Source organism: Aquabacterium sp. CECT 9606, from assembly GCF_918741295.1.
Taxonomy (GTDB): Bacteria; Pseudomonadota; Gammaproteobacteria; order Burkholderiales; family Burkholderiaceae_C; genus Aquabacterium.
Genome location: NZ_CAKKNB010000003.1, coordinates 706,007 through 727,687, shown reverse-complemented (window position 1 = coordinate 727,687; position 21,681 = coordinate 706,007). Strand labels below are relative to the sequence as shown.

General features: G+C 62.2%; 25 protein-coding genes. 13 read left to right on the top strand and 12 right to left on the bottom strand.

Annotated elements, in window-relative coordinates; translation table 11 throughout:
* Nucleotides 1-6 precede the first annotated feature (6 nt).
* The 3 genes from LQ232_RS16000 to LQ232_RS15990 form a co-directional block, all read right to left on the bottom strand.
* Nucleotides 7-1,299, bottom strand: coding sequence for a TolC family protein (locus LQ232_RS16000; RefSeq protein WP_230181363.1), 1,293 nt, complete (start codon nucleotides 1,297-1,299; stop codon nucleotides 7-9).
* Between the two features lie 127 nt (nucleotides 1,300-1,426).
* Complete coding sequence (locus tag LQ232_RS15995) at nucleotides 1,427-1,798, bottom strand: hypothetical protein (protein WP_230181362.1); 372 nt, start codon at nucleotides 1,796-1,798, stop codon at nucleotides 1,427-1,429.
* Nucleotides 1,799-1,883: 85 nt separating this feature from the next.
* Nucleotides 1,884-4,166: a heavy metal translocating P-type ATPase gene (locus tag LQ232_RS15990; protein WP_371820263.1), complete on the bottom strand. Its 2,283-nt coding sequence runs from the start codon at nucleotides 4,164-4,166 to the stop codon at nucleotides 1,884-1,886.
* A gap of 185 nt (nucleotides 4,167-4,351) precedes the next feature.
* On the opposite strand from LQ232_RS15990, the gene LQ232_RS15985 reads away from it, so the two are divergent.
* The 3 genes from LQ232_RS15985 to LQ232_RS15975 all read left to right on the top strand — a co-directional run bounded on the left by LQ232_RS15985 (nucleotide 4,352) and on the right by LQ232_RS15975 (nucleotide 6,018).
* Nucleotides 4,352-4,711 (top strand): hypothetical protein, encoded by a 360-nt coding sequence (locus LQ232_RS15985; protein WP_230181361.1) that lies wholly within the window; start codon nucleotides 4,352-4,354, stop codon nucleotides 4,709-4,711.
* 129 nt (nucleotides 4,712-4,840) lie between these two features.
* Nucleotides 4,841-5,629, top strand: coding sequence for a HupE/UreJ family protein (locus LQ232_RS15980; protein ID WP_230181360.1), 789 nt, complete (start codon nucleotides 4,841-4,843; stop codon nucleotides 5,627-5,629).
* Nucleotides 5,630-5,658: 29 nt separating this feature from the next.
* On the top strand, nucleotides 5,659-6,018 hold the full coding sequence (locus LQ232_RS15975) for a DUF6488 family protein (RefSeq protein WP_230181359.1): 360 nt from the start codon (nucleotides 5,659-5,661) through the stop codon (nucleotides 6,016-6,018).
* A gap of 169 nt (nucleotides 6,019-6,187) precedes the next feature.
* Here the strand turns inward: LQ232_RS15975 and LQ232_RS15970 are convergent, their stop codons facing one another.
* The 8 genes from LQ232_RS15970 to LQ232_RS15935 form a co-directional block, all read right to left on the bottom strand.
* Nucleotides 6,188-6,514, bottom strand: coding sequence for a YnfA family protein (locus tag LQ232_RS15970; protein ID WP_230181358.1), 327 nt, complete (start codon nucleotides 6,512-6,514; stop codon nucleotides 6,188-6,190).
* Between the two features lie 38 nt (nucleotides 6,515-6,552).
* Nucleotides 6,553-7,908: a chromate efflux transporter gene (chrA, locus tag LQ232_RS15965; protein WP_230181357.1), complete on the bottom strand. Its 1,356-nt coding sequence runs from the start codon at nucleotides 7,906-7,908 to the stop codon at nucleotides 6,553-6,555.
* Between the two features lie 17 nt (nucleotides 7,909-7,925).
* Nucleotides 7,926-8,861: a chromate resistance protein ChrB domain-containing protein gene (locus tag LQ232_RS15960; protein ID WP_230181356.1), complete on the bottom strand. Its 936-nt coding sequence runs from the start codon at nucleotides 8,859-8,861 to the stop codon at nucleotides 7,926-7,928.
* A 66-nt stretch (nucleotides 8,862-8,927) separates the two neighbouring features.
* Entirely contained in the window at nucleotides 8,928-9,575 is a 648-nt protein-coding gene (locus tag LQ232_RS15955; RefSeq protein WP_230181355.1) for an MIP/aquaporin family protein, read from the bottom strand.
* Nucleotides 9,576-9,582: 7 nt separating this feature from the next.
* The gene (locus LQ232_RS15950) at nucleotides 9,583-10,077 is read right to left on the bottom strand and encodes an arsenate reductase ArsC (protein ID WP_230181354.1); all 495 of its coding nucleotides are present in this window, start codon (nucleotides 10,075-10,077) and stop codon (nucleotides 9,583-9,585) included.
* Between the two features lie 51 nt (nucleotides 10,078-10,128).
* The gene (locus LQ232_RS15945) at nucleotides 10,129-11,007 is read right to left on the bottom strand and encodes a sterol desaturase family protein (protein ID WP_230181353.1); all 879 of its coding nucleotides are present in this window, start codon (nucleotides 11,005-11,007) and stop codon (nucleotides 10,129-10,131) included.
* Nucleotides 11,008-11,018: 11 nt separating this feature from the next.
* Nucleotides 11,019-11,519 carry an ArsI/CadI family heavy metal resistance metalloenzyme gene (locus LQ232_RS15940; protein ID WP_230181352.1) on the bottom strand — a complete coding sequence of 167 codons (501 nt, stop codon included), beginning with the start codon at nucleotides 11,517-11,519 and terminating at the stop codon, nucleotides 11,019-11,021.
* 11 nt (nucleotides 11,520-11,530) lie between these two features.
* On the bottom strand, nucleotides 11,531-11,860 hold the full coding sequence (locus LQ232_RS15935) for a helix-turn-helix transcriptional regulator (RefSeq protein WP_230181351.1): 330 nt from the start codon (nucleotides 11,858-11,860) through the stop codon (nucleotides 11,531-11,533).
* Between the two features lie 34 nt (nucleotides 11,861-11,894).
* On the opposite strand from LQ232_RS15935, the gene LQ232_RS15930 reads away from it, so the two are divergent.
* The 7 genes from LQ232_RS15930 (at nucleotide 11,895) to LQ232_RS15900 (ending at nucleotide 17,680) form a co-directional block, all read left to right on the top strand.
* Nucleotides 11,895-12,404, top strand: coding sequence for a hypothetical protein (locus LQ232_RS15930; RefSeq protein WP_230181350.1), 510 nt, complete (start codon nucleotides 11,895-11,897; stop codon nucleotides 12,402-12,404).
* A gap of 147 nt (nucleotides 12,405-12,551) precedes the next feature.
* Nucleotides 12,552-12,935 carry a hypothetical protein gene (locus LQ232_RS15925; protein WP_230181349.1) on the top strand — a complete coding sequence of 128 codons (384 nt, stop codon included), beginning with the start codon at nucleotides 12,552-12,554 and terminating at the stop codon, nucleotides 12,933-12,935.
* Between the two features lie 7 nt (nucleotides 12,936-12,942).
* Nucleotides 12,943-14,370, top strand: a complete 1,428-nt coding sequence (locus tag LQ232_RS15920; RefSeq protein ID WP_230181348.1) for a TolC family protein — start codon at nucleotides 12,943-12,945, stop codon at nucleotides 14,368-14,370.
* A gap of 14 nt (nucleotides 14,371-14,384) precedes the next feature.
* Nucleotides 14,385-15,770 carry a multicopper oxidase family protein gene (locus tag LQ232_RS15915; RefSeq protein ID WP_230181347.1) on the top strand — a complete coding sequence of 462 codons (1,386 nt, stop codon included), beginning with the start codon at nucleotides 14,385-14,387 and terminating at the stop codon, nucleotides 15,768-15,770.
* Between the two features lie 47 nt (nucleotides 15,771-15,817).
* Nucleotides 15,818-16,342 carry a plastocyanin/azurin family copper-binding protein gene (locus LQ232_RS15910; RefSeq protein ID WP_230181346.1) on the top strand — a complete coding sequence of 175 codons (525 nt, stop codon included), beginning with the start codon at nucleotides 15,818-15,820 and terminating at the stop codon, nucleotides 16,340-16,342.
* Between the two features lie 51 nt (nucleotides 16,343-16,393).
* Nucleotides 16,394-16,777: a copper-binding protein gene (locus LQ232_RS15905; RefSeq protein WP_230181345.1), complete on the top strand. Its 384-nt coding sequence runs from the start codon at nucleotides 16,394-16,396 to the stop codon at nucleotides 16,775-16,777.
* Between the two features lie 153 nt (nucleotides 16,778-16,930).
* Nucleotides 16,931-17,680, top strand: coding sequence for a DUF305 domain-containing protein (locus LQ232_RS15900; RefSeq protein WP_230181344.1), 750 nt, complete (start codon nucleotides 16,931-16,933; stop codon nucleotides 17,678-17,680).
* 40 nt (nucleotides 17,681-17,720) lie between these two features.
* Here LQ232_RS15900 and LQ232_RS15895 read toward each other — a convergent pair whose 3' ends face one another.
* A complete protein-coding gene (locus tag LQ232_RS15895; RefSeq protein WP_230181343.1) occupies nucleotides 17,721-18,140 on the bottom strand; it encodes a MerR family transcriptional regulator in 420 nt (139 codons plus the stop codon).
* Nucleotides 18,141-18,286: 146 nt separating this feature from the next.
* Here LQ232_RS15895 and LQ232_RS15890 point away from each other — a divergent pair, with 146 nt between their 5' ends.
* The 3 genes from LQ232_RS15890 (at nucleotide 18,287) to LQ232_RS15880 (ending at nucleotide 21,678) form a co-directional block, all read left to right on the top strand.
* The gene (locus LQ232_RS15890) at nucleotides 18,287-20,671 is read left to right on the top strand and encodes a heavy metal translocating P-type ATPase (protein ID WP_230181613.1); all 2,385 of its coding nucleotides are present in this window, start codon (nucleotides 18,287-18,289) and stop codon (nucleotides 20,669-20,671) included.
* 53 nt (nucleotides 20,672-20,724) lie between these two features.
* Nucleotides 20,725-20,949 carry a heavy-metal-associated domain-containing protein gene (locus LQ232_RS15885; RefSeq protein ID WP_230181342.1) on the top strand — a complete coding sequence of 75 codons (225 nt, stop codon included), beginning with the start codon at nucleotides 20,725-20,727 and terminating at the stop codon, nucleotides 20,947-20,949.
* A gap of 96 nt (nucleotides 20,950-21,045) precedes the next feature.
* On the top strand, nucleotides 21,046-21,678 hold the full coding sequence (locus LQ232_RS15880; RefSeq protein WP_230181341.1) for a LemA family protein: 633 nt from the start codon (nucleotides 21,046-21,048) through the stop codon (nucleotides 21,676-21,678).
* Nucleotides 21,679-21,681: the final 3 nt, after the last annotated feature.

The window sequence follows — 21,681 nt, the reverse complement described above, 5'->3', positions numbered from 1 at the left end:
GCTTTCTCATGGCTTGGCCGTCGATGACTCGTCGGTGTTGGTGCCCAACAGGCGGTCGATGTCGGCGGTGGTGCGGTACAGCTCGTTCAATGCGCGCAGGTATTGGGCGCGGGCCTGGAACAAGGTGCGTTGGGCATCCAGCGCGTCCAGGAAACTGAACTTGCCCAGCTCGAAGCCTGTGGTGGCGGCCTGCCAGGCGCTTTCAGCGCCGGGCAACACCTCTTCTTTCAGGGCCTGGACCTCGGCTTGCGCGGAGCGCTGGCGCTCGCTCAGTTGGGTCCATTCCGTGTCGATCCGGATCTGGGTGGCTTGCAGGTCGGCCTCGGCCTTGTCGTGCAGTCGCAGGGCCTGAAGGAGATTGCCTCGGTTGGTGTCCAGCACCGGAATTGGCATGGACAGGCCGATGACCGTCTGGTTGCGTCCGACTTGTTGATCACGCTTGGCCCCCAAGGTCAAGGTCACATCGGGAATGCGGCGTGCGCGTTCGAGCTCGACCATGGCTTGTCGTCGATCAACCTCCAGCCTGGCTTGGCGAAGCGCGGGTACATCCGTCAGCGACGTGTCTGGGCTGAGCAAGGCGGGCAGCGCATTGGACTGCCAAGCCAGCACCTGAGCCCGGGGCGCGGCGGGGCCGAGCAGGGCCGACAGGCGTTGGCGGGCGGATCGCAACTCGCCTTGAGCTTGGCGTAGCTCTACGCGCACGCCAGCATGAGCCACCTTGGCGCGTGTCTCATCGACGGGGGAGACCTTGCCGGCCTGGACGCGCTTGGATGCCGCATCCGCAGCACGGCCCGACAGTTCGGCAGAGGCCTGCGCCAATTGGACGCGCTCCTGGGCGATGACCGCACCGAAGAAGGCATCGGACACGTCGGCCCGGATTTGCGCACGGCGTCCTTCGACGTCCACGGCGGTTTGAGCCCGCCCAAGCTCGGCGACCGAGACCCGGGCTGACCGTTTACCGCCCAGCTCGATGGGCTGACTGAATTGGACCGTGGTGGTCCGGCTTTCCCGCCGGGTGTCCTCGATCAAGGCCTGAATCTCTGGGTTGGGTCGGGCGCCAGCCTGAATGACCGTGCCGTCGCTGGCCGCCAACTCTTGCTGGTTGGCCACGATCTGGGGGCTGAACTGCAGTGCGAGCCTGATGGCTTCAGCCAGCGTCAGCGGCTGAACTGTGGGGGCCGGCGGGGAGGCAGCGCTGAGCGGCACCTGGGCGGGCGATGCCTGCGCGACTTGCGAAAAGGACGTGGAAGGAAAGAGCGTGGCCGTGGTCAACGCTGCGAGCGTTGCCAATGGCGCCATGAGCCTGTGCATCGAATTCTCCGGGTTGTGGGAAACAACAAAGGGGGAATTCGGCGAGAAATGGCCGTGGTGTGGCCTGGCTATCTATGGATAGAAATGATGCTGAAGCAGCAGCCGTCTCGCCGAATTAAGCGGCGAGACGTATGTCAGGGCGTTCGAGCCCTTTGGGAATGTGCGAGGCATGGCCTCGTTGTGCGAGGCTCACCCATGTCTTGTGTGACTTCAACACGGGTTCGTGTGTTTCACAGATCGGTGGTGCGGCGCTGAAGTGGCAGGTCGCGCAATCGGTATCGATGCTGGATTGCTTGGTGCTGCCCTGGTCGTTCTTGCTTGAGCCGTTTTGGCCCTTGCCATCGATCGAGTCCTGGTGGGCATGCTGATGATGCCCAAGGTGGCTGGCTTGCGGGCTTGTTTCATGCTGGCAATAGCTGGCCACCGCTGCCCAGGACATCTGGAGCGGAAACCATATCAGCAAAAAAACACACAGCAGGCGGCGCATACGGAGAGCAGTATAGATGGTTGACTGGGTCGCTGAACAGCTTAAAAGCGCTATTTATCGGAGCCAATGGATGCGGGTATCAGCATCAGCCTGTTTTTTGGCTCACATCCACCTTGAGCAAGCGCAAACCGTTGGCCACCACCAGCAAGCTGGCACCCATGTCGGCAAACACCGCCATCCACATGGTGGCGCCGCCAAACACCGCCAGCACAAAAAAGACGGCCTTGATGCCCAGCGCCAGCGAGATGTTCTGCCAAAGGATGGCGTGCGTCAGCTTGGACAGGCGGATGGTCTCCGGGATGCGCCTGAGGTCATCGTTCATCACCACGACATCGGCCGCTTCCATGGCCGTGTCCGTGCCAGCACCACCCATGGCAAAACCAATGTCTGATTGCGCCAGCGCGGGGGCATCGTTGATGCCATCGCCCGTCATGGCGGTCAGGCCATGCAGTCTTTGCAGGTCTTTGATAGCGTCGAGCTTGTGCTCGGGCAAGAGGTTACCTCGGGCTTCGTCGATGCCAGCTTGTGCCGCGATGGTTTTGGCCGTGGCGGCGTTGTCACCGGTCAGCATGATGGAGGTCACGCCAAGCGCTTTGAGTTCGGCAATCGCCTGACGCGACGTATCCTTGATGGTGTCGGCCACCGCGAACAGGGCCAGCACGCCCTGGTCGTTGGCCAGCAGGGTGACCGTCCTGCCCGCTTCCTCGTGTGTTTTGAGGGTGCTCTCCAGGGCGGGTGTGGACTGGCCGCGCTCCTGCATCAGGCGATGATTACCCAGCACGTAAAGCGTGCCGTTGTGGCTCGCGCTGACCCCTCGTCCAGCCAGTGCCTTGAAATCAGCCACGTCAACACCCTGGGCAACGGTGCTCCCGTGCTCAATGCTGCTGAGGCCTTGGGCAATGGCCTTGGAGACGGGATGGTCGGAGCGGTTCGCCAGCCCCAGGGCCATTGTGATGAGCGGCGCGCGGTCACCTTGAAGTGCCACCCATTCGACGAGCTTGGGCTTGCCCAGGGTGATGGTGCCGGTTTTGTCCAGGGCGATGGCCTTGAGCTTGCGCGCTTCTTCCAGGTAGGTGCCGCCTTTGATCAGGATGCCCCGGCGCGCCGCGCTGGCCAGTGCACTGACCACGGTGACGGGGGTGGAGATCACCAGCGCGCAAGGGCAGGCGATGACCAGCAGGACCAGCGCCTTGTACAGCGACTGGGTCCAGGTCCAGTCCATCAGCCAAGGCGTGAGAAGGGCCACACCCAGCGCCATCACGAACACGGTCGGGGTGTAGATGGCCGCGAATTTGTCCACAAAGCGCTGGGTCGGAGCCCGCGTGCCCTGCGCTTCTTCGACCGCGTGGATGATGCGAGCGAGGGTGGTGTTGGTGGCCTCAGCGGTCACACGAAACTGCAACTCGCCCGTCTCGTTGATGGTACCTGCGAACACGGTGTCGCCCATGGCTTTGTCGACGGGGATGCTCTCGCCGGTCACTGGGGCCTGGTTGACGGCGCTGTTGCCCGCCGTCACGACGCCATCGAGCGGCACACGCGCGCCAGGGCGAATGCGAACAATGGCGGCCAGGGGCACCTCGCTGGCCTTCAGGGTGCGCCATGTGCCATCGGCTTGTTGAACATCGGCCTCTTCGGGCGCCAGCGCCATCAAGCCCTTGATGGCATTGCGCGCCCGATCGACCGAGCGTGCCTCGATCAACTCGGCGATGGCATAGAGGGCCATGACCATGGCGGCCTCGGGCCATTGCCCAATCAGAAAGGCGCCCGTGACCGCCACGGTCATCAAGGCGTTGATGTTGAGCTTGGCATGGCGCAGGGCCATCAGGCCCTTTTTGTAGGTGTCCAGCCCAGCCAAGCCGATGGCCGCCATCGCCAACGCGATCTCCAGGCCTTGCGCGACCAGCGATTGCACCTCGATGAAACCGATTGCTTCTGCCATGGTGGCGAGGATCAACGCGGCGATCAGCCGTTTCACCCCACCCCGGAAAAATCCGGAGGCCTCTGCCGTGAGGGCAGTCCCTGCTGCATCTGGCTGTATCAGTTGAGGGTCGAAGCCCGCCCGGCGGATGGCCGCTTGGGCCAGTTCGATCGCCGATGGCGTGCCAGTCATGCTCAAGGTGCGCTCGCTCAACTGGAAGCGCAGCGTGTGGATGCCTTCGATGGGCTCCAGGGCGCGCCGGATTTCCGACTCCTCCGTGGCGCAATCCATCGTGGCGATCCGAAATGAGGTGCTGCCTGAGCGGGTGGTTGCCTCAGGGGAGTCTGTTGCGGCTGTATCGGCGGTGTCCGCACACCCTCCGCAGGCTGTTCCTTGGCAGGCGCTCTCAACAGGGTTCTTGCTGTCGACCTTGGCTTCACTTGATGGCATGACGTGTTCCTTTGGTCTTGATTTAAATCCCTGTAGTGGCTACAGAGTCAATGGAAATATAGAAGCCCTGTTGCCATGATGGACGGCAAGACGACCAAGCAACCTTGGCTGTTGCCTGTGTTCGCTTCGTCATGCGGAGCATCCTCGCCTGACGATTTCAGAGCGAACCGGATAGACTACGCCGCATGTCGAGAACCGCTCGTGCCTTGTTCCTGCTGATTGTCATGGCTTGGCAGACCTTGTCGTTTTTGACGCCGTTCCAGCTCCGCCAGCAGGCGCAATCGTTGGGCCACGCGGTCGAGCACGCGAAGGCCTTGGATCATCACCACCATGAAGACCAGTCGCTTCATGCTGATGAAGATGGGGTGGCCAATGAGTCGCCTCACCATCACACGCACGATGGCGTTCAACCATCGGGTTTGTTGTCCGTGATCACGATGGCCTTGCTCGATGGTGAGCCTGAATCGCACATCGGTGTGAGTGCGCATGACGTGCAGACCGTCTTTCTTGATGGCCTCTTACGGCCACCCCAGATGCTTGCCTGAACGTTGAAAGCAAGGGCTCCGCGTCGAGAGACGCCTGCGTTTGCAATGCTTCAGTTCCGATGCCAGGGCTTCATGTTGGCTTTGCGATCGGGGCTTCGGGTTCTTCATTCAGTCAGTCCAGTATCTCCAATGAAACATCTCCTGTTCAAGCGACCGGCAGCTTTGCTGCTGCTGGCCCTGACCCCGCTCGTGGCATTCGCTCACGGCATTTCCGAGGAGGACCGTCAGCGGATGCTCGATGGCAGTTACCTTCAGTACGTCGGTCTGGGCGCCAGCCACATGCTGACGGGCTACGACCACCTTCTGTTCCTGTTTGGCGTGGTGTTTTTCCTCACGTCATTCAAGGATGTCGCCAAGTTTGTGACCGTGTTCACCCTGGGGCACTGCATCACGCTGATCCTCGCCACCTACTTCAAGATCACCTGGAACTACTACTTGGTCGACGCCATCATTGCCGTGAGCGTGATTTACAAAGGTTTTGACAACAACGGGGGCTTCCAGAAACATCTCGACATGAAATCCCCCAACCTGTTGGGCGCTGTCTTCATCTTCGGCTTGCTCCATGGATTCGGTCTGTCCACACGGTTGCAGCAACTGCCCCTGGGTGATGACCCGGTGGCGATGCTATGGCGCATCCTGAGCTTCAACGTGGGCGTGGAGTTGGGGCAGATTGCCGCTCTGGCAGCCATGGTCACGCTGCTGGCCGCCTGGCGCCATCGGCCTTCGTTCAAGCGCTTCAGCCATGCAGCCAACCTGGGGCTGATGTATGCGGGGGCCTATCTCTTGTTCATGCAGTTGCACGGCTACCAGCATGACGTGGCACCGAACAGCTTCCGCTTTCCGGTCGAGGAGCACCAGCACCTCCACGAAGACATGAACATTCAGAACACCACTGATTCCACCCGCAACACCCTCTGATTCGTTTCTCATCCATCAAGGACATCACCATGAAAACATTGATTGCAGCCACATCCATCATCGCTACGCTTGCCGCATTCGCCATCGCGACACCAGCTCGCGCCTCCGAAGGGGGGAGTTGCCACTTCCACGGATCCAAGTCGGCCACCGAAGCCACCGTGGCTGGCTGCGCCAGCCAGCGCAAGGCATCCTTGATCAAGACCGGCAAGTTGGACGCATCCTGGCAAGCCGTTCAGCAGGACAAGAGCGAGACCATTGATGGCAAGAAAGGCAAGGAATGGAAGGTGACTTTCAAGAATCCGGCCGTGACCGATAAGAGCAAGGAAACGCTCTACATGTTCTTCACCTTGCCCGGTAATTTCATTGCTGCCAACTTCACGGGGAAGTGAGGCAGTAGCGCGTTGAACAGGCCTGCCCTGAGGGGCGGCCTTCATCTCTTTCGAGATTGTGTCCGAGCCAATATGGGTTGGCTCGCCTGCTGCACGGTTTTCAACGACCTCCAGGAGGCGGCACCCAGGCCCTCGCTGAAGAAAGCATGCTGTGGTTGACGCGTTTGGATCACGTTGAAGCAGGCTGCAACGCGATGATGGCCATCCCCGCCAGCGCGACACAGGCCCCCACCAGGTCCCAGCGGGTGGGTGTGATGCCGTCCACCTGCCACAGCCATGCCAGGGCGACGGCGATGTACACGCCGCCATAGGCCGCGTAGGTGCGCCCGGCCGCCGTGGGATGCAGCGTCAGCAGCCAGGAGAACAAACCCAGCGCCGCCGCAGCGGGCAGCAAGAGCCACATGGACTTGCCTTGGTTGAGGGCCAGCCAGGGCAGGTAGCAGCCCAGTATTTCGGCCAGGGCCGTGAGAACGAACAGCAGGGTGGTGCGCAGCATGGCGTTGACTTCTTGTCTGTGGCGGGAGGTGTGATGGGTCAGATGGCGAGGGCCAATCCGTGAGGAAACAGCCAAGTGCTGATCGCCCCGATGACGGCGCAGATGCCCAGCAACTGGATCACCCCCATTTTGAGTCGGAACAGGGCCAGGCCCGCCCCCAACGCGATCAGGGCGGAGACCACATCGAACGGGCCTGCCAACCCCTTAGGCCACAGCACGTGGTACGCGAAGAACAGCGCCAGATTCAGGATCACGCCCACCACCGCCGCTGTGATGGCCGTCAGCGGCGCGGTGAATTTGAGGTTGCCGTGGGTGGTTTCGATCACGGGTCCCCCGGCCAGGATGAACACGAACGAAGGCAGGAAGGTGAAGAGGGTCACCACGGCGGCCACCGCCGCGCCGGCCAGGAACAGCGCATCCGGGCCGAACACCTGTTTGGCCCAGCCGCCCACAAAGCCGACGAAGGCCACGACCATGATCAGCGGGCCCGGCGTGGTCTCGCCCAGGGCTAGGCCATCGATCATCTGCGGGCCGGTGAGCCAGTGGTGGTGCTCGACCGCGCCCTGGTAGACGTAGGGCAGCACGGCATAAGCCCCGCCGAAGGTCAGCAGGGCCGCCTTGGTGAAGAACCAGCCCATCTGCGTCAGCGTGCCGTCCACGCCGTTGACGAGCAGCAGCAATCCCATCGCGACCACCCACAGGCCCAGCCCGACGGCCAGCACCTTGGCCAGGCGGCCCCGGGTGAACAAGGCATGGGCGGGGGTGGGCGTGTCGTCGTCGATCAAGGCGGGGCCGTAGCCTTGCTGAGCGGCGCCGTGTCCGCCGCCAACCGCGAAGATCTGTGGCGCCAGGCGGCCCCCGAGGTGGCCGATCAAGGCCGCGAGCATTACGATCAATGGGAAGGGCGCGTCCAACACGGAGATCGCCAGGAAGGAGGCGGCGGCGATGCCCCAGAGCCAGCCATTTTTCAATGCCCGGGTGCCGATCCGGTGGGCCGCATGGACCACCAGGGCGGTCACCGCCGGTTTGATGCCATAGAAGATGCCAGCCACCAGGGGCATCTGCCCGAACGCCACGTAGACCCAAGACAGGGCCACCAGGATGAACAGGGAGGGCAGCACGAACAAGGCGCCCGCCGCGATACCACCCCAGGTTCTGTGCATCAGCCAGCCGATGTAGGTGGCCAGTTGCTGGGCCTCCGGCCCCGGCAGGAGCATGCAGTAATTCAGCGCATGCAGGAATCGCTTCTCGCTGATCCAGCGGCGCCGCTCGACCAATTCGGTGTGCATGATCGCGATCTGGCCGGCAGGGCCGCCAAAGCTGATGAAGCCCAGCTTGAGCCAGAAGCGGAAGGCCTCCCAGAAGCTGACGGGTTCAGGTTTGGACGTAGCCATGGGGGTAGGAGCGTTGTTCACGCGGCAGCCTCTGTGTTGAATGCGGTCAGCAGACCTTCGAAGACGCCGGCACTCACCTGCATCAGTTGATCGTCATCGGTGATGGCTTCGCGCATGCCGGCCAGCACGCGCTCGACCCCGATGGCTTCGGGCGGTTGAACTCCGCCTGCGTCCAGGCTGTGGACAAGCAGGCCCAGGCGCACCAGGGGCGGCGTCTCCAGGTCGAAGCTGGCCAGCAGCGTCTCGAAGGTGACCCGCGCGCCGACGTGCGTGAAGGCGGCGTCATCGAAATCGAAGCCCAGCGCCTTCTTGGGGCAGTCGGCGGGCGACTTCAACCAAAGGAAGCGCGCCTCGGGGTCGATGAAACGGCGGATCAGCCAAGCGCTGGCAAGCCGGTCCACCCAGGGGCGCCGTCGAGTGGCCCAAAGCCGACCGCGGTATTGCCGTGCGTCGAGGCGGGTGATGGCCGCCTGCTGCTTTGGCTGCGGCTCGTCGGGCGACAGCTCGCGGTTGGCATCGCTCTCCAGGGCTTGCAGGGCGGCCCCGGTCTGTTTTTGCGCTTCACCGGCGAAGAAGTCGATGGCCGCCAATTGCTCGAAGCTTTTGCGCAGCTTGCGGCTTTGTTTGAGCGTGTCCAGCGCGTTGGCCTCGCTCAACTGGGCGCGGCTGGCGGTGATTTCGGCCAGCAGGGCGCCGAACTCGGCGCCGCGATCGAACAAGCGCGGGAACTCTGGTTCGTTGCTGTCGGTGCGCAGCAAGTGGGCCATTCCATCGCTGCGTCGCAAGTCTTCGGCAATGGCCTCCAGCGTGTCGGCATGGGTGCCTTGCTCAGGCAGCAGGTACACCCCATCGCGCAACACGGCGGCGCCACAGGCTTTCAGGGCGCGCCAAGAGCGCATGCGGGCCGTGGCATTCTCGGTGGGCAGCGAAAGGATGAGTAGTAACCATTTCATCTTGTAGATATTACTACGCCATGATTTGGGTGCAACAAGGGTGTCGGGTCAGATCGCGGAGGAACGCTAAGGCCTGCTCAGCATTTGATGCAGACCCAGGCCGACCATCGCCCCGACAATCTGCGAAGCCATGAACGCAGGCACGCCGCTGGGTGCGATGCCGGCGAAGGTGTCGCTGAACATCCGGCCGAACGCCGCTGCCGGATTGGCGAACGAGGTGGACGCGGTGAACCAATAGGCCGCCCCGATGTAGGACGCCACCAGGGATGGCGCGCGCCCTTCGGGGGCCCGCAAAATGACTAGCAGCAGGCCTGCGGTGGCGACCCCTTCGGCCAGCCATTGCGCCGGACCCGTTCGGACCTTGGCGGACCATTGAAGTATCGGCAGGTCGAACATGGCGTGCGCCAGCCAGGCGCCGCAGGCCGCGCCGATCGACTGCGCAAGCACATAAGGGGCAAGGTTTGGCCATGGCAAATCGCGGCGAATCGCCATGACCAGGCTGACCGCCGGATTGAAGTGCGCACCGCTGGTGGGCCCCAGGGTGTGGATCAGCACATAGAGGCCCCACACGGTGGCCAGGGTGTTGGCCAGCAAGGCGATGGCGAGATTGCCCCCCGCCAACCGCTCGGCCATGACGCCGCTGCCAATCACGATGCTCAAGAGCAGCATCGTGCCCAGACCCTCGGCCATCAGCCGGTGAGAAAGTCGCGTCATGGCGCCCTCAACTGGCGGAGATGTCGAGCAGCGCCTTTTGCAAGGCCTTGTCGCTCATCGACGCCAAGGGCAACTGCAGCAGTTGCAGCATGCGGTAGCCGATGGCCTGGCGGGTCAGCTCGAAGGCCAGGCGCTTGCCTTCGTCGCCGCCTTGCGCGTTGGAGGGATCGGCATAACCCCAGTGCACTTTGACGGGACTGCCGGGCCAATACGGACAGGTTTCAGCGGCCGCGCTGTCGCAGACGGTGATCACGATGCGCATCTGCGGGGCGCCTTCGGCAATGAACTCGTCCCAGCTCTTGCTGCGGTAGGTGCTCACGTCAACGCCAGCGCCGCGCAAGGTATCCAGGGCCAAGGGGTTGAGCTTGCCGCTGGGCGCGCTGCCAGCGCTGTAGGCCTTCACGTCTCGACCTGTTTGGCGAGCCAGGTGGTTGAGCATGCCTTCGCTGAGCACGCTGCGTGCGGAGTTGTGCGTGCACAGGATGAGGACGTTGGTGGCCATGGTTGGTCAGACAGATCAGTTCAATGAGAAGGAGGCTGTGGCCAGCGCAGTTCAGACGTGGCAGCAAGCCGGTGTGAACATGGAGGACAACTGCCGGGCGTAGGACTGACCGGAGGGATAGCCTCCGCCGTCGCCGAAGAGCCCGACCCCGGCCGGGGCGTTGGAACGGTTCGAGTACCGGTAGGTGCCGAACACGCGATCCCACAGCACGAAGACGCTGCCGAAATTCGCATTTGCCTCGTCGGGGCGGGTCGAGTGGTGCCAGCGGTGGACTTCATTGGTGCTGAAGATCCTGTTGAGGTAGCCGCTGCGCAGATCGAGGTTGGCGTGCTGGAGCATCAAGATCGGCTGGGTCACCGCCGCCGCACCCAGCAATACATCGGTGGGCGCACCGATGAGCCACAGGGGCAGCATGCTCGCCAAGGCGTTGAGCAAATGGTTGAGCGGGTGGAAGCGGAAGTTGTTCAGCCAGTACAGCCGTTGGCTGCTGTGGTGCAAGGCGTGCAGCCACCACAGCGCTGTCACGGTGTGGTGCGCCCGGTGCGACCAGTATTTGGCGAATTCGATCCAGGCGACGGCCAGCAGCACCTGCAACAGGAAAGGTACGCCGGTTGGAAACAAGGGCAGGGCACCACTGTCAGGCAGCAGTGCCACGGCCAGGACCGGCAGCGCCGCTTTGATGGCCGGATCGACCAGCCCGATCAGGGTCACCGCGCTGACCGCATCGGTGCGGCCATCGCCATGAGGAGTCCGCCAGCGCGCCTCAAAAGGCATCACGCGCTCCAGTAGCGCGCCCGAGGCGAGCACCATCAGGCTGCAAGCCACGACGATCAGTTCAAGCGGCCAGCCAAGTGCCCGGCCGGTCAAGAATGCGGCCAGGCTACCGCCAACGCTCAGCGGGTAGAGATGGTGAGTCAGCAGGGTGTGCATGACAGTGCCCTTCAGCAGCAAGAGGATGCGGGCTTGACGGGAATGCCCACGGGCATGCCTCGTATCACTGGCGCGGATGCGACCGCCGGACCGCAACATGCGGATGCGGCGTCTGTCGTTGCTGCCAAAGGCTCTTCCCTGAAAACGGGGATGCTGCCCAGGGTTTGGAAATGCTCCCAGGCGATCCCTTGCGGATCGGTGATCCAGTGCTTCTCACTGCGGGCATAGCAGCAGGTGGACTCGCCGACATCACGAGGCGCCAGATCGGCACTGAGCGCACGCGCCTTCATCTCGGCCAGATCCTCGGCGCTGTCCACCTGGATGCCCAGGTGGTCCAGGCCCACGTCGCCATGGCCTCGCGTGGAGATGGCGAAGTTGACGGGTGGATCGGTCAGCATCCATTTGGCGTAGTCGCTTTCCACCCGGGTGGGCTCCGCGCCAAAGAGCTTGGCGTAGAAGGCGACGTTCTGGCTCAGTTCCTGGACGTGCAGGTGGATGTGGAATCGCTTCATGTCGGATCTCCTTATCGAGAGGTGGGACAGCAGGTGGTGGTCACGTCGAGGCAAGCCTCGCCCTGGCAGCAATGGGCTGTGAGGTAGCCCAGCAGCGCGTTCATCTGATCGAAGGACGCGCGGTAGATCAGGTGGCGCCCGTCTCGCTCCTGCGAGACCAGGCCGGCATGGGCCAACTCCTTCAGGTGGAAGGACAGGCTGGTGGGCGGCACACCCAAGGCCGATGCAATCGCCCCAGGGGTGAGGCCGGCGGGACCCGCCACGACCAGCGCCCTGAACACACGCAGGCGGACTTCCTGGGCCAGTGCGGCGAGTGATTTGATGACGTCTTGTTCTTCCATTATTCCATAATAGTTGAAATATAAAATAATTGCAATGAACCCGAGCTTTTGGTGGTCTGTTGCACCGCATGTCAACCACTGCGATAATCGCCCTCGAATGTCCAAATTGCTCAAGACCCTTCTCGTCTGGCTGTGCGTGTTGTCGCTCCCGATCCAGGGTGTGGCGGCAGCGACCATGCTGTCTTGCGGGTCGGGGCATCGCCACGAGTTGATGTCCCAGGTCTTGAGTGAAGCCCCTGTGGATGTTGGGCATCATCACAACGTAGATGAAGACCATGTCATGCACGAGCACCTTGCCGCGCAGGGCGATGCAACGGATGGCGATCACCACCATGACGCGGGTCAGCCTGGATCCCACCACCATGGCGCCGACAAATGCAGCGCCTGTGCCTCTTGCTGCACCGGTGTCGGCATGGTGGCCACTTTCCCGCAGTGGCGCGTTCCGGTTCAGGAACACGCCTCGCTGATGGCCACGTTCACTTCGCTTTTGCCCTCCTTCCTGCCCGAAGGCTTGGAGCGACCTCCTCGACTCTCCCTCGCTTGACCTGACGCCGTGCGCGGCGTTTGAGGGCCTGTGTCTGTGCAACCAGCACTGATGCGGCGCACCTCGGCTTCCGCGCAGATCCCATTGGATTGACACACCGACCGCATTTGCCGTGGGTGTCCCAATCCCGCTCAGCGAGGTTTACTCATGTCTATTTCATCCCAGGCGTTTGCCTGGAGGATGGCGGCTGCCCTGACCGGCATGGCCGCCGCCGCAGGCATGCTCGCGCCTGTCCATGCCGCCGTGCCTGGCGCGCTGCCCGGCGCGCCATCGAGCCCCACGCCCGACCCGATGGATCCCGCCGACCCTCACGCCGCCGTGCCAACCTTGGGCTACCAGTCCCCCTTTGCGCGCGTCCGCAAATTGAACGACGCCGAGGTGGGCGACTGGCGCAAAACCAATGAGGTCGTATTGACCCGTGGTGGGTGGCGCCACTATGCGCAGGAGGCTCAGAAGCCCGAGCCATCTGCTTCGTCGCCGACCAGCGCGTCGCCTTCGTCTGCCCCGCATGCCGGGCATTCGGAAAATTGAGGCGGCCATGACTCTGTCAACAAATCACAAGCGATCGGCCTGGGTCGTTCTGGTGGTGTCCTCTCTTGGTCTGAGCGGGTGTGCCAGCTTCTCCCCCGACGGCGGGTTTGGCGAAGTGCAGCAACTCACCAAGGCGCACACGGGCTTGGATGCGCGCTGGAACAAGACCGAGGCCGAAACAAGCGAAGCCCAACAGCGCGTGGCTGACAGCCTGGCCAAGCCTTTGTCGGTGGACGACGCGGTCCAGGTGGCGTTGCTCAACAACCGGGGCTTACAGGCCTCGTATGGCGAGCTGGGCATCTCTGAAGCCGATCTGGTTCAGGCCTCCCGGGTGCCCAATCCGGGCTTGTCGTTCGGACGTCTCAAGCGTGGCGGGGATACGGAAATCGATCGAGGTGTTCATTTCGATCTGGCGCGCTTGCTGGTTGCGCCACTGGTATCCGGCATCGAGACCCGCAGGTTCGAGCAAAGCCGCCGCCTGGCCGCACTCAACACGCTCTCGGTGGCTTCAGAGACCCGCAAGGCCTGGTTCATGGCTGTGGCTGCCGATGAGTCCTTGAGCTACATGCAGGAGGTGCTCAAATCGGCGGATGCCGGTGAGGAACTGGCGGCCAAGCTGGCCCAGGCAGGCAACTGGAGTCGACTGGAGCATGCACGGGAGCAAGGCTTCTATGCCGATGCCGCACTCAACGTGGCCAGGGCCACACAGGCCCGAACCACAGCGCGCGAACGCCTGACCCGCTTGCTGGGACTGTGGGGCACGCAGACCCAGTTTGTGCTGCCTGAGCGCCTGCCTGAGCTGCCCAAGTCGCCTGACCAGTTCCCCGATATCGAACAGCAGGCGGTGGGCCAGCGCCTGGACTTGCAAGCCCTGCGTGCCCAGACCCAAGGCCTGGCCAAGAACCTGGGCCTCAGCAAGGTGACCCGCGTGGTCAATGTGCTGGAGGTTGGTGTGGCGCGCAACTCCTACCGCGACGCGCCCACGAGCGAACACGGCTATGACATCAGCCTTGAGATCCCTTTGTTCGATTGGGGCGGTGCGCGGGTGGCCAAAGCCGAGGCCATCTACATGCAGTCGGTCAACCAACTGGCCCAGGCGGCCATCGAGGCGCGATCCGAAGTGCGCGAGGCCTACCAGGGCTACCGCACCAGCCATGACATCGTCCGCCACTACCGCGACGAGATCGTGCCGCTGCGCAAGCGCATCTCCGATGAGAACCAGCTTCGCTACAACGGCATGTTCATCAGTGTGTTCGACCTGCTGGCCGATGCCCGCGCCCAGATCACGGCGGTCAACGGCTACATCGAGTCCCTGCGCGATTTCTGGCTGGCTCAAAGCGATCTGCAAATGGCCTTGATCGGCAAACCGGCGGTGACGCCGATGTCCGGCATGGCCAGCACCGCTGGCACGTCCGAATCCTCTGCCACCCATTGACCGAAAGACACCCAATGCGTTCCAGAAGAAGTTTCCTCCAAAGCCTGGGCCTCACTGGTGGCGCCGTCGCTGCTGCCACGGTCAGCCGTGTGGCCATGGCGGCCTTGCCCGAGCCCGTTTTCCAGACCTCGCCCGACACGATGGCCCCCTTGATGCCCCACAGTGGGCGGCCCTACAACCCCGTGGTCACGCTCAACGGCTGGACCTTGCCCTGGCGCATGAACAATGGCGTCAAAGAGTTCCACCTGGTGGCCGAGCCCGTGGTGCGTGAGATGGCGCCCGGTATGAAGGCCCACCTGTGGGGCTACAACGGCCAGTCGCCCGGGCCGACGATCGAGGTGGTGGAGGGCGACCGCGTCCGCATCTTCGTGACCAACAAGCTGCCCGAGCACACGACCATGCATTGGCATGGGCAGCGACTGCCCAACGGCATGGACGGCGTCGGTGGATTGACGCAAGCACCGATCCAGCCGGGCAAGACCTACGTCTACGAGTTCATCGCACGCCGTCCGGGCACCTTCATGTACCACCCGCATGCGGACGAGATGACGCAGATGGCCATGGGCATGATGGGTTTTTGGGTGACCCACCCGAAGGCCAGGCACCCGCTGATCGACGAGGTCCAGCGAGACTATTGCTTCTTGCTGAATTCATACGACATCGATCCGGGCAGCTACACGCCCAAGATCATGACGATGCTGGACCAGAACCTGTGGACCTGGAACAGCCGCATGTTCCCCGGCATCGACCCGCTGGTGGCCCGGCAGAACGACAAGGTGCGCATCCGCATCGGCAACCTGACCATGACCAACCATCCCATTCATCTGCATGGGCATGAGTTCCTGATCACGGGCACCGATGGCGGCCCCACGCCCAAATCCACCCGTTGGTACGAAGTGACCGCAGATGTGGCAGTGGGCCAGATGCGGCAGATCGAGTTCGTGGCCGATGAAGAGGGCGACTGGGCCTTCCATTGCCACAAGAGCCACCACACCATGAACGCCATGGGCCACAACGTGCCGACGATGATCGGGGTGGACCACAAGGATGTGTCCCGCCGCATCACCAAGCTGATCCCTGACTACATGGTGATGGGCGAGCGCGGCATGGCCGACATGTCCGAGATGGAGATGCCCTTGCCCGACAACACGGTGGCCATGATGACCGGGCAGGGACCTTATGGATCCGTCGAGATGGGCGGCATGTTCTCGATGGTCAAGGTACGCAAAGACCAAAAGCCTGGCGACTACAAGGACCCGGGCTGGTTCAAGCCGCCAGCGGGCACGGTGGCTTACGAGTGGGCAGGCCCATTGGTCGAGCCCACCCGGAGCATGGACAAGAGCCCGCCGCCCAACGTCGAACTGTCTGTTCGCAAACCCAGTGGTCATGCAGGCCATTGATCCACTGACCTTCCCATTGCCTTCATTCAACTTATCAAGGACACGATATGAACACGAAACTGCCGCACACCCTTTTGGCCCTGGCCATCACATTGGCCTCAGGGCTCAGCTTGGCCCATGAGCATGAAGACGGTCATGGCCACGATCATGACACCGAGGCCATCGGCCAGGCAGGCGAGTTGGCCGAGGTCAGCCAGACCATCACGGTCAAGATGAGCGATGCCATGAGGTTCACCCCGGCCAACATCCAGGTCAAGAAGGGTGAAACCATCCGCTTCGTGGTCAAGAACGCGGGCCAGCTCAAGCACGAGATGGTGCTGGGCACCGAGGACGCACTCAAGGCGCATGCCGAGGTGATGAAGAAGAACCCTGAAATGGAACACGCCGATCCGAACATGGTGACCGTCCTGCCCGGCCAGACAGGTGAGATGGTCTGGCAGTTCACCAAGGCGGGCAAGGTGAACTTCGCTTGCCTGCAGCCTGGTCACTACGACGCGGGCATGAAGGGCCAGGTGACGGTGGCCAGTGCGCGCAAGTCACTGACGAAGTCCCATGCTGAACACAAGCATTGAGCATCTCAGGCCGCACGCCACTTCACGAACCAACCTGACAAAGGAATGACCATGACCACGTTCAACAACCTGATGAACCGCTCTCTTTCGCTGCTGGCTTTGGCTGGCGCCGCAACGCTGCCCTTGTCGGCCTTCGGGGCCGATCACATGGACAAGATGAGTCCCAAGGAACCGATGGCATCGGCTTCAGTAGCTTCGCCGATGGCCGCAGCCGACATGACCGATGGCGTGATACGAAAGATCGACAAGTCTCTCAAGAAGATCACGATCAAGCATGGCGAGATCAAGAACCTGGAGATGCCGGGCATGACCATGGTTTTCCAGGTCAAGGACGAGTCCCTGCTGGACAAGGCCAAGGTGGGTGATGCGATCAAGTTCCACGCTGAAAAGCAGGGTGGCTCGATCGTGGTCACCGACATCCAGCCTGCGCAATGAAGTTCTCTGCCATGGACTCGTTTCATGGAGCCCATGGCAGCGCCGCCAAACCATCATGTCCAGGCCCGTGGGCCGACTGATTCCAAGGAAACAACCTGGCCCAAATCAAAGTAAACCATTCAATGGTTTGAAAATATTTCCGAAGCCGATGGCATGCCTCGTTCAATCACGCTGGGCAGGGTGGATGCCATTCAAAAAATGGGGCATATGACCTTAGAGATGGTGGACCCTCGATTGCAACCATCACTCCGTGCGGGCACACAGCCGACACCCCATCTCATACCGAAAGGCTTCCCCATGACGCTTCAAACCATCACTTCCAGCAAAGATGAAAAACTGGGCATGGCGAACATGACCGACACGATGCAAACCCTCAGCAATGTGCGCTGTCGCACGGTGAGACGTCATGCAGGTGCTCAAGATGCAAGTGGCAGACATCCCTTCGCATGTAAGCAAGAAGTCTCGTCCCCACTGCCATCAGGTCAGGAAAAATCAATGAAGCACGGCATCCTCAAATCAATCCGGGCTGCTTGTCTGGTCCCTCTGTCAGGGCTTTGCATGATGTCGGCTGTTCAGGCGCAGGCCCCGATGCCAGCAGCATCATCCGCCCCCATGTCGAACATGTCGCAAGGGGCCATGCAGCACACTTCGCCCGGCTCCGAAGGCATGAAGCATTCCATGATGAGCGGGATGGAGGGCATGAACACAATGCCCATGACTGGCGACACCGACAAAGACTTCGCGATGATGATGAAGATGCACCATCAGCAAGGCGTGAAGATGGCGAAGATGGAGTTGTCGCAAGGCAAGTCACCGGCCATGAAGGCCATGGCCAAGAAGATCATCGCGGCGCAGAACAAGGAAATCACACAGTTCGATCAGTGGCTTTCCAAGCAGAAATGAGCCTTGATCATGCCGTGTCGCAGTGGCCTGCGCAGTGGGTCTAAGACCGCTGAGCAGGCTCCTGCGTCAAGCTGGCAATGATCGGGCAGGGCATGTCGGCACGGGTGTGTTCGCATTGAACAAGCAGGTGCTTCAAAACCTTCTGCATGCGTTTGAGGTCCGCCACTTTTTGTTCGATCTGTTGCAGCCTGTCAGAGGCGATGTGGCGGATGGATGCACGGTTGCTCCCGTCTTCCAGGCGAAGAAGGTCGCTGATCTCGTCCAGGGTGAAGCCCAGGTCTTGAGCGCGCTTGATGAAGCGGATTCGCGCGATCAAGGCCACCGGGTATTGGCGGTATGTGCCCTCGGAGGCGGGCACGGGCAAGAGGCCTCGCAACTGGTAGTAGCGGACGGTTTCCACACCGACTCCGCAAGCACGCGCGAGTCGGCCGATGGTCATCGAATCGGATTGGGTGGTCATGAAAGAATGTCCTTGACTCTGGGGTTGACTACGGAGTTTAAGCTGTGCTCAACCCTTGTCTACAGGAGGCTCGCACGATGAATACCACTACCCCAAGCGTTTCCGCTCAATCTGGTCAGTCTGTGCCATCGGACAGTCCGTCCAGCATGGGCACGCATTCGTGTTGTGCCTCGCATCAGCAAGCTGCAACCCCAGATGTTGCTGAATCATCATTGAAAGATCCTGTGTGCGGCATGGCGGTGACGGCTCAATCCCCCCATGTCGTGCAACACGAAGGCCAGCCGGTTTACTTCTGCAGTGCAGGCTGCCGGGCCAAGTTCGTGGCCGATCCGGGCAAGTACCCGCTGGCGCATGCTGGTGTCAAGGCACAAACGCCAGCCATGGCCGAGAAGGGCACTGCCGTCAATGTGGATGCCGCGGCCAGCGTCTACACCTGCCCCATGCACCCGGAAGTCCGACAGGATCACCCTGGCGCGTGCCCCAAATGCGGCATGGCGCTGGAGCCCGAGATGCCGACGCTCGAAGAGGGGGATAGCGCGGAGTTGACAGATTTCCGGCGTCGCTTCATCTGGACCTTGCCACTGACCGTGGTCGTCACCGCGCTGGCAATGGCGGGACACCGCCTGCAATGGTTTGACATGGCCGTCCAAAGCTGGATCGAACTCGCGCTCACGCTGCCCGTCGTCCTGTGGGCAGGCTGGCCTTTCTTTGAACGCGCGGTGCAGTCCCTTGTCCACCGCAGCCCAAACATGTGGACGCTGATCGGACTGGGTACCTCGGCCGCCTTTGTCTACAGCGTGGTTGCCACGGTGGCGCCGGGGGCGTTCCCAGCGTCGTTCATGTCCATGGGGCGCGTGTCTGTGTATTTTGAAGCGGCCGCGGTGATCATCTCTCTGACCTTGCTGGGCCAAATGCTTGAGTTGAAGGCGCGCTCGCAGACCTCGGCCGCGATCAAGTCATTGCTGGGCCTGGCACCCAAGACGGCACGCCGCATCAATGCTGATGGCACGGAAGAGGACGTCCCGCTGACCCATGTCCACATCGGAGACAGTCTGCGCGTGCGGCCTGGAGAGAAGGTGCCGGTCGATGGCGTGGTGACGGACGGGGGCAGCTCGGTGGACGAATCAATGCTCACCGGCGAGCCGGTGCCCGTGACCAAGCACATCGGGGACAAGCTGATCGGTGCCACGCTGAACACCACGGGGGCGCTGGTGATGCGGTCCGTGCATGTGGGCTCTCAGACTGTGCTGGCCAGCATCGTGCAGATGGTGGTGCAGGCGCAGCGCTCGAAGGCGCCCATGCAGCGCATGGCGGATCAGGTGGCTGGCTATTTCGTCGTCACCGTGGTGAGCGTGGCCTTGCTGACATTCGTTGTCTGGGGCTTGTTCGGGCCTGACCCGAGCTGGGTGTATGGATTGATCAACGCCGTGGCAGTGCTCATCATTGCCTGCCCGTGCGCGCTGGGTCTGGCCACACCCATGTCGATCATGGTCGCCACGGGCAAGGCCGCCACGCAAGGTGTGCTGTTCCGAGATGCGGCCGCGATCGAGAACTTCCGCAAGGTCGACACGCTGATCGTGGACAAGACGGGCACGCTCACTGAAGGCAAGCCGCGATTTGACCGTAGCGTGGCGGCGCAGGGCTATACCGACGACGAGGTGCTCCGCCTGGCGGCAAGCCTCGATCAAGGAAGCGAGCACCCTCTGGCAGCTGCCATCGTCGCAGCGGCCCGCGAGCGTGGGCTGGTGCTGGAGAAGGCCGATGGTTTTGAGTCCAGCACAGGCATCGGCGTTCGCGGCGGTGTGGGCGGCAAGGCATTGGCCCTGGGCAATACGGCCTTGATGGATCAGCTTGGGGTGCCGCTTGACGCGCTGAAGGCGCAAGCCGAGGCCTTGCGGGCCGAGGGTGCCAGTGTGATGTACCTGGCGGTAGGCGGGCAGCCAGCTGGTTTGCTGGCCGTGTCCGATCCCATCAAAGCCAACACGGCAGAGGCATTGACGGCGCTGAAGGCCTCGGGCATGCGGGTGATCATGGCCACAGGTGATGGCCTGACGACGGCCAAGGCGGTGGCGGCCAGGCTGGGCATCGACGAGGTGCATGGCGAAGTCAAACCTGCCGACAAGCTGGCGCTGGTGGACAAGCTGCAGCGCGAAGGCCGAATCGTGGCCATGGCCGGAGATGGCATCAACGACGCCCCTGCTTTGGCCAAGGCCAATGTCGGCGTGGCGATGGGCACCGGGACCGACGTGGCGATGAACAGCGCTCAGGTGACGCTGGTCAAGGGCGATTTGCGGGGCATCGCCCAGGCCCGTGCCATCTCGCAGGAAACCATTGCCAACATGAAGCAGAACCTGGGCTTTGCCTTTGTCTACAACGCGCTGGGCGTTCCCCTGGCGGCGGGTGTGCTCTACCCGTTCACGGGATGGCTGCTCTCTCCCATGATCGCCGCGCTGGCCATGAGCTTGAGTTCGGTGTCCGTCATCTCCAACGCGCTTCGCTTGAGAGGTGTGAGCCGCCTCGGCCGCCATTGATGTCAAAGGCCCTTTGCATGACAACCCATCTTCCAATTTCAGGAGAACCCACCATGAAAACATTCAGCTTTGACGTCAGCGGTATGACCTGCGGTGGTTGCACCGGCAAGGTCGAGCGTACTTTGAGCGGGCTCGACGGCGTCAGCCGAGCCGAAGTCACCTTGAGCCCCGGCATGGCCACGGTGTCGGCGGATCCTGACCGTGTGAGACCTGAGCAGATCGAATCGGCGATCACCAAGTTGGGGTTCGTGGCCAAGGCGCGCCCCGATGGCGCCTGATCAACAGACCATGAGGCCAGCCAGAAGATCCGCAAGGACAGCGTGGATCCAGTCGCCCGTATATCAAGTGACATTTGAATTTTTTGGAGAGAACGCATGCGCAAACCATTGATGATCCTGGCGGTCACATCGGCCTTGAGCCTCACCGGCTGTGGCTACAACGCCTTTCAAACCAACGACGAGCAGGTCAAGGCGAGCTGGTCCGAGGTCATCAACCAATACCAGCGACGTGCGGACCTGGTGCCCAATCTCGTCAATACCGTCAAGGGCGAGGCGAAATTCGAGCAAGACACCCTGACAAAGGTGATTGAGGCACGTTCCAGGGCGACCTCGATCCAAGCCACGCCAGAGCTGGTCAACAACCCTGCGGCCTTTCAGAAGTTCCAACAGGCACAGGGCGAACTGACGGGCGCCTTGTCAAGGCTGATGGTGGTGTCAGAGCAGTACCCAAGCTTGCGCGCGAACCAGGGCTTTCGAGACCTGCAGGCGCAGTTGGAGGGTACCGAGAACCGCATCACTGTGGCGCGCAACCGGTACATCGCGTCCGTCCAGAACTACAACGTGACGGTGCGATCGTTCCCGTCCAATCTGACCGCCATGGTCATGGGCTACAAGGAAAAGGCCAACTTCGCGGTCGAGAATGAAGCGCAGATCGCCAAGCCGCCCAGTGTTGGTTTCGACACCTCGCCGACGGCTGCTCAAGGCGGTGCATCGGGCGCATCAAGATGAGCG